Annotated in this window: 10 protein-coding genes; 4 read left to right on the top strand and 6 right to left on the bottom strand. The window is 33.4% G+C overall.

Annotated features, from left to right (window positions below; genetic code table 11):
* Nucleotides 1-6: 6 nt before the first annotated feature.
* From AP058_RS04060 to AP058_RS04050, 3 genes are read right to left on the bottom strand one after another with little or no spacing between them, the layout of a single operon-like run.
* A complete protein-coding gene (locus AP058_RS04060; RefSeq protein WP_066307145.1) occupies nucleotides 7-333 on the bottom strand; it encodes a hypothetical protein in 327 nt (108 codons plus the stop codon).
* Between the two features lie 6 nt (nucleotides 334-339).
* Complete coding sequence (locus AP058_RS04055) at nucleotides 340-1,593, bottom strand: dihydroorotase family protein (RefSeq protein ID WP_066307143.1); 1,254 nt, start codon at nucleotides 1,591-1,593, stop codon at nucleotides 340-342.
* Between the two features lie 29 nt (nucleotides 1,594-1,622).
* On the bottom strand, nucleotides 1,623-3,551 hold the full coding sequence (locus tag AP058_RS04050) for a VWA domain-containing protein (RefSeq protein ID WP_066307141.1): 1,929 nt from the start codon (nucleotides 3,549-3,551) through the stop codon (nucleotides 1,623-1,625).
* Nucleotides 3,552-3,721: 170 nt separating this feature from the next.
* Here AP058_RS04050 and AP058_RS04045 point away from each other — a divergent pair, with 170 nt between their 5' ends.
* From AP058_RS04045 to AP058_RS04030, 4 genes are all read left to right on the top strand, one after another.
* On the top strand, nucleotides 3,722-4,828 hold the full coding sequence (locus AP058_RS04045) for a lactonase family protein (RefSeq protein ID WP_066307332.1): 1,107 nt from the start codon (nucleotides 3,722-3,724) through the stop codon (nucleotides 4,826-4,828).
* A 187-nt stretch (nucleotides 4,829-5,015) separates the two neighbouring features.
* On the top strand, nucleotides 5,016-5,603 hold the full coding sequence (locus AP058_RS04040; protein WP_066307139.1) for a ferritin-like domain-containing protein: 588 nt from the start codon (nucleotides 5,016-5,018) through the stop codon (nucleotides 5,601-5,603).
* A 72-nt stretch (nucleotides 5,604-5,675) separates the two neighbouring features.
* A complete protein-coding gene (locus AP058_RS04035) occupies nucleotides 5,676-6,407 on the top strand; it encodes a DNA-formamidopyrimidine glycosylase family protein (RefSeq protein WP_066307138.1) in 732 nt (243 codons plus the stop codon).
* The gene (locus AP058_RS04030; RefSeq protein WP_066307137.1) at nucleotides 6,404-7,111 is read left to right on the top strand and encodes a DUF72 domain-containing protein; all 708 of its coding nucleotides are present in this window, start codon (nucleotides 6,404-6,406) and stop codon (nucleotides 7,109-7,111) included. The genes AP058_RS04035 and AP058_RS04030 overlap by 4 nt, the downstream gene beginning before the upstream one ends.
* 58 nt (nucleotides 7,112-7,169) lie before the next feature.
* Here AP058_RS04030 and AP058_RS04025 read toward each other — a convergent pair whose 3' ends face one another.
* From AP058_RS04025 to AP058_RS04015, 3 genes are all read right to left on the bottom strand, one after another.
* Complete coding sequence (locus tag AP058_RS04025) at nucleotides 7,170-7,670, bottom strand: pyridoxamine 5'-phosphate oxidase family protein (protein WP_082706572.1); 501 nt, start codon at nucleotides 7,668-7,670, stop codon at nucleotides 7,170-7,172.
* A gap of 173 nt (nucleotides 7,671-7,843) precedes the next feature.
* Entirely contained in the window at nucleotides 7,844-9,196 is a 1,353-nt protein-coding gene (locus tag AP058_RS04020; protein WP_066307133.1) for a DEAD/DEAH box helicase, read from the bottom strand.
* A gap of 293 nt (nucleotides 9,197-9,489) precedes the next feature.
* Nucleotides 9,490-11,802 (bottom strand): DUF4838 domain-containing protein, encoded by a 2,313-nt coding sequence (locus tag AP058_RS04015; RefSeq protein ID WP_231739518.1) that lies wholly within the window; start codon nucleotides 11,800-11,802, stop codon nucleotides 9,490-9,492.
* Nucleotides 11,803-11,876: the final 74 nt, after the last annotated feature.

Genomic DNA, 11,876 nt, shown 5'->3' with positions numbered 1-11,876 from the left:
AACCGATTATCCAATTGTCTTAAACCATTTTTGAAAAATGTTTCCCAGCAATGGCACAGGAGTAGTCTCTCCCTTTATAGCGGTGATGATCCCGTAACCCCACAAAACGGATACACAAATCCACATCGGAAACGTGATCATGAAGCTGTCAAAATTACTAATAATCGCTCCAAAAGAAATAAAAGTCAGTGATAAACCTAAGGCTTGACGAATATGAAACGAAGCAAATTTATTTTTTTCGTCTGCATTCATAGACATTGCGATCAATACGCCTATTATTAAAATGTATGCTGTTATGGCAGCCGTTTTTCCGCTGTCGGTAGTTCTAGTCATTATTATTTATTTTAAAATCAATTGTTTTTGATTGTAAATACCGTAAACTGTTCCTTGTTGTTTGGTATTTAAAAAAGCAGAATTTTTAGATTTAGAAAGAATGTTTGCTTTAGAAAACGTACTTTCTACCTCTGGATTAAAAAGAGTAAAATTAGCTTTTGAACCTTTTTTGATCGAATTGTTTTCAATAGAGAAAATAGCTTTTCCCAAGGTTAATTTTTGAATTACTATTTCCAAAGGTAATACCGTTAGTAAAGCACCAAAAGCACTTTCTAAGCCAATAGTTCCATTTTTGGCGGTATCAAACTCCATTTTCTTATATTCAATGTCAACCGGATTATGATCAGACGTTATCAAATCAATAGTCCCGTCCAGAACGCCATCAATCAGTCCTTTTCTGTCCGTTTCCGTTCTTAATGGAGGAGATACTTTGTAACGCGTATCAAAACCTTCAAGTTTTTCATCAGTTAGAACCAAATGATGTACCGATGCGCTGCAGCTTACTCTCAAGCCTTTGGCTTTTGCTTTCCGAATTAGCTCTACTGACTTAGCAGTGGAAATAGTGGGAATGTGTAATTTTCCAGCCGTATATTCTAATAAAAATAAATTTCTGGCAACTTGTAATTCTTCTGCCAAATTTGGAATCCCTTTCAAACCTAAACGAGTAGAAACAATTCCCTCATTAACTACTCCATTTCCTTTGATGTCCGAATCTTGCGGATAAGTAATTACCAAAGCATCAAAATCTTGTACATATTGCAATGCAATTTTCAAGACATTGGCATTTTCGATACTTTTATTATAATCACCAAAAGCTACTGCTCCAGCATTTTTCATATCGTATAATTCGGCCATGTCTTTTCCTTCACTCGACTTGGTCAAAGCACCAATCGGGAACAATTCTGTAGCAAAACCCAATGCCTTATTGCGCACAAAATTGACTTGGGATTGATTGTCGATAATGGGGTACGAGTTGGGCTGCAAGGCAATGGAAGTGAAACCGCTTTTAGCAGCAACTTGCAAACCGTTTGTGATGGTTTCGCGGTCTTCAAAACCAGGTTCACCAAGCGAAACACTGCTGTCAAACCAACCTTGCGAAAGATGCAAATTCTCTAAATTTACTTCTTGAAATTTAGCCTCATTAGCAAGAGAAGTTCCTATTTGAGCAATACTACCATCTTCAATCAGTACATCGACTTTTTGGTGGTGAAATTCACTTGTAGAGTCGATAATTGTAGCTTCTCTGATGATTATATTCATAACGTCGCTTGTTTAATGTTGGGGTACGATTATTTTACCAATTTGATGATTGCCATTTCTGCGAACAAAAATAATAGAGCAAAGATAACAAACCATTTCCAAATTTGATTGTCGGTTCGATCGGTTTGTAAGGTATTAAATACCGTCGAAATGCTATCTGCAGTTTTGTATTTACGTAGCAATTTTTTATTTCGTTGACTCAAATCACTTTCAGTTCTTGGATAATTAAAACTTACGTTTTCAATCCATTCCTTTTTATCAAAAATACTATAATTACCAGCTTTTTCAGGAAAATCATCAAATGTTAATTTTACCTTATTATTTAAAATTTGCTGAATAGGAATAAACTGACCTTCCTTTCCTCTAACTTCTAAAAGAGCATCTTTAGTCAACTTTTTTTCTACAAAATACGGCTGATTGTCACCAATTTTCAATGCATTTAACCCTGATGTATTGGTGCTTTGTGCCAACTGATAAAAGACTGGAACAATAAGTGGCGATTGTTGAAAATTGGAGTTTTGCGTATTTAAAGCTGCCGCAAATACAGATACTGCCGAAGTAGGTTTTATAATAGAGGTTAAAAAAACAGATTGATCTTCATAACTTAAAACCGAAGCATAAGCACTTGAAGATGCAAATGAATTTTTAGTTTTTGGATATTGAAAGTTAGAAATTTTACTTTCGAAAACGCCAGAGAAAAGTGGATGATCGAAATTGATCTTTGTGATGAGTTTCTCGTTTGATTCAACATTTTTAAATACTACTTTTCCAAAAGTTGCTAGAAAAGAATTGAGTCCTGTAATAGTTGATTTTTGAGACGGAATAAGAACTAAATTGCCACCTTTTTCAACGAAAGATTTTAGAGTGGTTTGCAGTGCTTGCGGAATTTCGTCGAGTTCATTCAATAAGATAAGATCTTGATTTTCTATTGAATTGTAATTCAGACTTTCGATAGAGAAATTACTAAAATTAAATTCATTGGGAGTGTAAATTCGGCTTAGAAAATTACTTTTTTCTGGGCTTCCTATACTAATTACATCTATTTTCTTTCTTGTAGAAATACTAAAATACAGGCGATTATCATATGCTAAACCATTGTCTTCGATGCTCACATAACCATGAAAAGCTTCTTTCGGAATGGTAAAGTGAATGTTTTTTTTAGATGAATCGAATTTAGTCACTGTTTTAGCGCTCAATTTTTCATTATTGTATAGTGCGACCGAAACGGGTGAAATGTTTTCACCGTAAGCTGACAAATTAATACCTATTTCGTAAAAATTATCTAAAGTTTGAATAATGAAAACGCTATCGATAGCCACATTGTTTTTTTGTTCGGCTTCTGGAATTATAAAATAAGTCGCTTGTTGTAAGTTGCTGTTTTCTACTTGTTTTTGTGTCAATCCAACTGCATCCGTAATTACAATTATATCTTTATTAGTGCTAGTTTGATGGGCTTGTATTTTGGTAATCGTATTGTCTAATTGAAAAGATTCTGCACTGTATTTTAAACTTTGAAGTTCTTTGCGAACCGATTTAATATCGGTGTTCCAAAAACTTTCAGAGTTGGTAATCAGTGAGAAAGTTATGTTTTCAGGAGTGTTTTCTAATAACTCTTGTATGGCACGTTTTAGTAATTCACCCTTTTTTCCTTTGGATTGCATGCTAAATGAATTGTCTAAAATAATATACATTTCGTTTGATGCATTTTTGCTGTCTTTTGCTTCATAAAAAGGTTGAGCAAACGCTAAAATTAAAAAAAGGAGCAGCAACAACCGTGTTCCTAATAATAGCCACTTTTTTACTTTGGAGCTTTTACGAGTTTGTATAGAAAGTTGTTTTAGAAATCGAACGTTTGTAAAATAAGATTTTTTAAAACGTCGCAATTGAAATAAATGCACCAAAATAGGCACGAGCAACAGCAATAGAAAGTATAAAATTTGGGGATTCTTAAAGTGCATTTACTACCTATATTTAATTCATCATCATAAAATTTTAATGAATTTATAACCTCAAAAATACAAATTTGTTTACAGTTTTAAAGGAAGTTGTGATATTTTTTAAAATCGGCACGTATTTAAAAATTAACTCTTGGATATTGTTTATTTTAGCGGCTCTAAAAAACAAAAAAATGAAAAAATTACCCGCCTTAATGCTTGTTTTCGGACTTGCATTCTCTCTTCAAGCGCAGCAAAAATTAAACTTGTTAATTGGGACTTATACGACAACTTGCGAAAGCAACGGGATTTATACGTATGAATTTGATACGGAGTCTGGTTTATTCTCAAAAAAGAATGAAAGCGAGAAAACTGCTAATGCGAGTTATTTGACCGTTTCTCCCGATAATAAATTTGTGTACTCTGTAAACGAAATAGGAGATGAGAGCACCATTAGTGCTTTTGGGTACGATGCACAATCGGGCCAATTAAATTTTTTAAATAAAGAAAGTGCTAAAGGTGGTGATCCTTGCTACATTATTAACGACGGAAAAAACGTAATCGCTGCCAACTATTCTGGCGGAAATATTTCAGTCTTTAAAACAACGGCTAACGGAATTTCTGAGGCTAAACAAATAGTTCAGCACACTGGAAAAGGATCTATTGTAGGACGCCAAGATTCACCTCACGTTCATATGGTGCATTTTTCTCCCGATAAAAAATATGTTTTAGTGAATGATTTAGGTTTAGATAAAATATTCGTTTATAAATATAATCGCGATTCTGAATCAGAAATTTTAACTTTAAAAAGTGCTATTTCTGTAAAAGCGGGTACAGGACCAAGACACCTTACCTTTAGCGAGAATGGTAAAAATGTGTATTTAGTGAGCGAGATGGACGGAAGTTTAACGACTTTTTGTTATAAAAAAGGGTCCCTTAAACAACTGGACGTCACTACAATTTTGGATAAGAATGCAAGTCAAGAAGGCGCTTCTGCTGACATTCACACTTCTCCTGACGGTAAATTTTTATATGTAACCAATAGGGGAGAAGCAAATGACATTTCTGTTTTTAAAATAGGGAAAAAAGGAAAGTTAGCATTTGTTGAACGCATTAGCACAGGTGGTAAAGGACCTCGTAATTTTGCAATAGATCCAACAGGAAAATTTGTATTAGTTGGGCATCAATACACTAACAATGTAGTTATTTTTAAAAGGGATAGCGCCACTGGAAAACTAACAAATACTAACAATAATATAGACCTATGCTCACCAGTTTGCTTGGTTTTTACTAAGCAATAAAGTACTGCAACGTCTTATTGAAAAAAGGCTAAAATCATGTACGATTTTAGCCTTTTTTTTGTTGTGTGCTTTTAATACCCAATTGCATAATGTGAATATAATAGAAAATTAATTAAAAATAATATAATTTTTTAGTGTCGTATCCTCTTAATTTTGAGTATGTTAATTATTTTAAAACACACATATTATGAAAAATACAGAAAAGACCGCAGAAAAAAAGACAGAGAAAGACACTAAAAAAGCAGCAACTAAAACTGGTACAATAAAGGCGAAATCAGACGCAGCTTCTGGTTTAACAGAATTGTTTGAAGATGGGTTGAAAGATATTTATTGGGCAGAAAAAGCATTGACGAAAGCCATTCCAAAAATGATAAAAAATGCGACCAATAAGGATTTGATTTCTTCATTAGAAAAACATTTAACCGAAACGGAAGAACAAGTAACGCGTTTAGAAAAAGTTTTTGAACTGATGGATCAAAAGCCAACTGCAAAAAAATGTGATGCTATGGCTGGTTTGATCGAAGAGGGTAAAGGAATTATGGAGGAAACCGAACTGGGTGTTGTTCGTGACGCTGGCATCATTGCTGCGAGTCAAAAAATAGAGCACTATGAAATTGCTACTTACGGAACGTTACGACAATTTGCAGAAACTTTAGGTCATACTGAAGCGGCAAAACTGTTAGAAGAAACGCTGAAAGAAGAGAAGGCAGCTGATAAACAATTAACAATAGTTGCTGTAAAAGCAGTTAATGTAAAAGCAGCCAAAGAAGATTAATTTTAGCATACAGTAGCACGAAGTGTAGTTCTTAAAAAACTACACTTTTTTTTTATCTTAATAATTAAAAATATGCCAGAAGGTCCGTCCCTAGTTATTTTAAAAGAATTAGTCCACCATTTTGAAGGAAAAGAAATAATCTCTGTCGAAGGCAATTCGCCGGCGGACATCGAAAGGTTAGAAGGGCGAACGATTCTTTCTTTTCAAACCTGGGGGAAGCATTTTTTAATTTGTGTAGATGGCTTTACAGTCAAAATTCATTTATTGATGTTTGGTACCTACCGAATTAATGATAGAAAAGAGAGTGAGGCGCGAATGAGTTTAATTTTTAAAAGTGGTGAAATAAATTTTTACACGTGTTCAATTAAAATTTTAGAGGGCGACATCAATTCACATTACGATTGGAGAGAAGATGTGATGAGTGAAAGCTGGAATCCTACAAGAGCGAACGAAAGTCTAAACGCAATTCCTGATACCCAGATCTGCGACGCGCTTTTAGATCAAAATATATTTTCGGGAGTTGGAAATATTATTAAAAATGAAGTTTTATATCGGTGTAAAGTTCATCCCGAGTCGCTGATAGGTAAAATTCCTAAAAAACAGATTTCTTCCATTATTAAAGAAGCTAGAAAGTATAGCTTTGATTTTTTGAGGTGGAAGAATAATAATGAATTAAAAGAAAATTGGTTAGCCTACAGTCAAAAAGTTTGTTGTCGCTGTGATCTTTCATTCATAAAAAAAGATACAGGCAAAAAGAAACGTAAAAGTCATTTTTGTAGCAATTGCCAAAAGTTATACCAATGAAAAATCAAATCAACATAGGCTGTTCTAGCTACTACAATAGGTTGTGGAAAGGAATTTTTTATCCCGAAGATTTACCAAGCAAAGAATGGTTTACGTTTTATTGCGGACACTTTAATACGTATGAATTCAATGGAAGTTTTTATAAATTTCCGACTATAAGAATTTTTGAAAACTGGTATAAAAAAACACCAGACAAGTTTTTAATATCTGTAAAAGCACCCAAAGAAATTACACATGTTCGCAAATTCGTTGATTGCGAAAATTTACTTACCAATTTTTATAAAGTTGCCGAAACAGGATTGAAAGATAAGTTGGGAGCTGTTTTATTTCAATTTCCGCCAAGTTTTAAATTTAGTACTGAGAATCTTCAGCTAATTGTTAAAAATCTTAACTTGAGTTTTATAAATGTGGTCGAGTTTCGTCACGAAAGTTGGTGGAACCTTGAAGTGTGGGATGCTTTTTCAAGCAATAACATTACCTTTTGTAGTGTCAGTTATCCAAATTTGCCAGAAACGATTTCTGTAAATGGACCTTTAATTTACATGAGATTACATGGAAAACCGAAACTATTTTATTCGAGTTATACAGCAGAAGAGCTTAGAGCAATCAAATTTAAAATTGCCGAAAACGAAGCATTTGTATACTTTAACAATACTGCAAGTGCTGCAGGGATTACAAATGCTGTAGACTTTAAAGCTTTATAAAAAAAAGGCAATCACAAATTAAATTGTAATTGCCTCTTTAAAAATTTAGAAATTATTTTTACAACTTCAGTTTTCCTTCAATTCCGTCGTCCATTGTTTTTCCAGTGACAAAAGCTGCTGTCATTTTAGCAACTGCAACGACTCTATTGTGTTTGTTGTTCCAGTAATAACCTTCGCTAGGAACGACCTTAATCACGCTCAAATTGGGATCATCTTCACCTTCTGGCATCCAAACTTTTACGATTGGTGTATATAATTCTTTGATAACTGCACGATCATACGAAATACTTGCATTTCCATGAATTGTTAAAAATTGATCTTGCGGTTCTGCAAAGAAAAGTTCTACTTTAGAATTCGCTAAAATTTCCTGATTCTTGTCGCTGTGGCGGTCAGATAAAAACCAAAGAGTACCGTCCTGATCTACTTTTTGAGCAGTCATAGGTCTTGAATTTAGTTTATCACCGCTATAGGTGCAAAACATACATGTTTTAATATCTTCGGCAAGATCTTTAATTTTTTCTGCGGCCGAATCGTTTCTTAAATCTTTATGATCTCCCATAACTTTATATTTTTTTTGATTACTTAATTTATTAATTTAAAGAGGTATAAAGTTCTGTTATTAACTGCATTTGATCTTACAGAATTAGGTTATAACTTTATTAGATTTCAATTAAATAAAAAAGCCGCTTCATTTTAAAATGTAGCGGCTTATATTATATTGTTAGGAAGTGATTATTTCTTCTTTTTCTTCTTTTTCTGAGCTTGAATTTTCAGCATATTTCTATTGACAGAACCATGTGTTTTTTTCTTTGTTTTTGATGGACCACCTAAATTAACTTTAGTGTTTTTCTTTGCTCTATCATGAAACGCACCTTCACCATCCAAAGTTTGCTTCTTCATCAAAAATTTTATCGGTTGTCTGTCTTTTTCTGGCTCAATTAGTTTGGTTGAAATTTCAACTTCTTCAGGAAGTCCTTCAACTTTTAATTCAGTATTCATCAAAACTTCAATTTCAATTTTAAATTCTACTTCACGAGGTGCTACAAAACTTATTGCTGTTCCAGTCGCATCGGCACGACCCGTTCTACCAATTCGGTGCATGTATAACTCAGGCATTTCGGGCATTTCGAAATTAATTACATGCGAAATATTTGAGATATCTAAACCTCTCGCCATAATATCGGTGGTTATTAAGCCACGTAAATTTCCTTTCTGAAATTCGGCCATCGTACTTAAACGGTAATTTTGTGATTTATTCGAGTGAATAACCCCAAATTGACCTTCAAAATCTTCATCAATGCGGCTGTGCAACATATCCGAAATCTTTTTGTTATTTACGAAAATCAAAACACGTTCCATGCTTTCGTTGGTCTCTAATAAGTGTTTCAGTAGATTCACTTTGGTATTAAAGTTGGCAGCGTTATAAGTAACTTGTGTAATGTTTTCGAGAGGTGTCCCAGATGGAGACAAAGTTACTTCTTCTGGAAAATCAAAAAAGTCACTTAATACAGCATCGACTTCATCTGTCATCGTTGCCGAGAATAATATGTTTTGACGTTTGGCTTTCATCATCGCCAAAAGTGCGGTTAATTGCGTGCGGAAACCTAAGTTCAACATTTCGTCAAACTCATCAATTACAAGTTTTTGAGTCTCATCAAAACGCACAACTGCATCCAGAGCTAAGTCCATCATACGCCCGGGCGTTCCTACCAAAACATCAACTCCTTCGTTAATTAATTTTTTCTGTGTATTAATATTTACTCCACCAAAAATACCAAGAATGTTAACCGACATGTATTTGGTCAATTTTTCCAGTTCATCCACAACTTGAACTACTAGCTCACGTGTGGGAACTAGAATTACAATTTTTGGAGTATTAGTTGGTGTAAATTTGTATAGTTTTAACAAAGGCAAAAGATAAGCAAACGTTTTACCAGTACCAGTTTGGGCAATTCCCATCATATCTCGTCCAGACATAATTACAGAAAAAGATTTTTCCTGAATAGGAGTAGGTGTAACAAATCCTAATTCATCAATTGCTTTTTGTAATGATTTTGGGAGATTAAATTTTTCGAAAGTGCTCATTGCATTAAATTTTCTGCAAATATAGCATTAAAAACATCTAAATTCACTATTAAGTGCCACCAACATTGTCGTTATAGCAATTGTAGCGCTATGTTTTTATGCGAAATATAAATTGCGAAGCAGTATGAAGGCGTTGAATTTGAATAGTTTTAAAATAAAAGAGAATAATGTGGAGAATATAAAGAGATGCTAGTTGCATACTTATTTCCGCAGTATACCGAATAGTCAGATTTACCATGAATTTTAACGGAAGCTTTAAATGTAGAAAGTTGAGTACTAAAATGTTTAAGATTTTAGATTTTATTTAGAATAATTTCATCAATCATAATCATCGGCTTCTTGGTTTTTCTTTCGCGCCAAGCGGGCACTTTTGGTTGTTGTACTGCAATTAACTTCAACTTCTCATATTTTTTAAGTTCGTTACTATTGAAGGTATATTTTTGCAGATTGACCATGTAGTTCTCGGCTATTGGTTGCACCATAACTTCATCAATCAACGTCCATTTATTTTCAGAAAAACCTAAAACTTGAACTTTTGCAGGTAAAAAAATCCAATGCCTTTGATCTTCTAAACACTGAAATTCTATCGAATTAAAGTCTCTTGAACTACGATCAATTTCAACCTCAACATTTTCGCCGTACCATCCTGTCCAATTGATAGTAAAATCTTTATATCCTTTTATACCATCTTGTAGTCCCTTTTCTTTTTTCGCACTATATTCGTAAGATGGCTGCGTTAAAAACGACATCTTAGTATGTTCTCCCAAATGATCGACAACATTATTGTTGGCTATAAAAAGCCAATCTTGCAAATATGCATCAGGAGACAATCCACCTTCACTTAATTCGTAAATTCCGAATTCGTTGCAATATTTTGTAAAATCTACAACGCGCTGCTGCAAGTTAGGTACAACAATAAATTTGTTTCCAATTTTCTCATACATTCCATACTGCTCTTTTCCATAAAACTTTGCTTGTTCAAAAAACACATAGTCTAAGTCGAGCTTTAATTTTAAAATTCTTTTTTGTACTACTTCATCATTAGTAGAATTGTTTGCCTTGATCAATAAGTCTTCGTAATTATTCCTATTTTTTGGCGATAGAAACGTATGGCGTGCGGCAACTGGATCAGCATAAATGTCAAGATAGCTGTTCGACTGAATCTGATTTTCTTCTAATAAATTTAAATACTCTTGAATAAAAGGAGCTGCTTTTCCGTAGTATCCGTTCAAAAAATCAGCGGTAATTTCTGTAACAGTAGCGCTAGTGTTCCATAATAATTTGGCTAAAATGTACTGGCGTAGCTCGCTAAAACTTCCAGGAATATCAGCGTATCCTTGAGCAAAAACACCATGAACATTATTACTTTTGAAAAGATTATAATTAGCATCAAAAGTTTGAAAGTTAGGAAATGGCGAAAGATAATTGGAGAACTCAACCGTATAATCCCACACAATAACATTTTTTGAAAGTGCCGTCCAATTTGTTAGTGTGCTAGCAATGTTTTTATTTCGACCTTGATCTAGTGCTTCTGCACGGTTCGCTTCAATTGGACAAAACATGGGATATAAATTCGATTTTAATTTTAAATTTTTGGGTGGTTGATGGGTAAATAGATAAGCAAGAGATACAATTTTAGTATTGGAAAATTCTTTTGCAATTTGATTTAAAAAATAATAATGTGCTCCTTGGGGAGATCCATATTTAGCATTTAGTTTTTTACAATCAGTACATTCGCAGTTGATCACATCATCGTTTATGCTAACGGAAAAATAAGTTGCCTCTGGGTTTTCTGCAATCGATCGCTTTAGATTTTCTTTTAAAACTTTAAAAACAGTGTCATTAGAATAGCAAATTGACCCAGAATTGCGTTCGTGATTGTACAAAGCAAACATTTTTGGATTTTCTTTAAAGTAATGATTTTTAGGAATCAATTGGCTAAAGGTATGGCCCCAAAGACCGAAATCACCCACAGACCAATCTAACTTATGCCATTTCCTGAAGGCTTGGTCGTAAGCTCCTGGAAATAAAATGGCTCTAAAGTTAAAAGAAGGTTGTTCTCGAATAATTTTATCTATTGGATAGTGTAAAACTTTTTTTTCAGGATAATAAGTAAAATTGGGAGTCAGTTTTTTGATGTTCCATATTTCTAAAAGAGTCGTTACAGCGTATTCCAAATATAAAGGTGAGTTCGCTATAATTTTTATTTGCTTTTGATCTGAAATAATTTCATAATAATTATCTTTTTTATTCGAAGTGATTTTTAACTGAATGCCATTATTTTTTGATTTTTGATTTATGTCAAAAATTACATTACTTATTTTGTTTAAATTTTCTTGTAACAGTTTCGCTGCCGAAGAGCATTTTTCATCAGAATAGCCAATTTGAGCAATCGATTCTTTGAAAATTATGTCGCTTTGTGCCATTAGTTGAACATTTACAGCCATAAAAAGTAGCAATACTAAAATGCTTTTCTGCATGTTTAATGATTTATATTGAACCGACAAAGTTAGTTCATAATCTGTTGAATTATGTCTTTGGTGCATTGGAGATTGTGTTACCAATGAAAATTGGATTTGAGGCGTTTTAAATTGGGAAAGCTTCATTTTTTCAGAAGTAAAATGCAGTTGCTACTGTAAATCGATATAATTCTTAAGTCTTACCTTTGTGTCAAATAACT

The sequence above is a fragment of the Flavobacterium sp. TAB 87 genome (genome assembly GCF_001529295.1).
Lineage (GTDB): Bacteria > Bacteroidota > Bacteroidia > Flavobacteriales > Flavobacteriaceae > Flavobacterium.
This window is presented reverse-complemented; position numbering and strand designations above follow the sequence as displayed.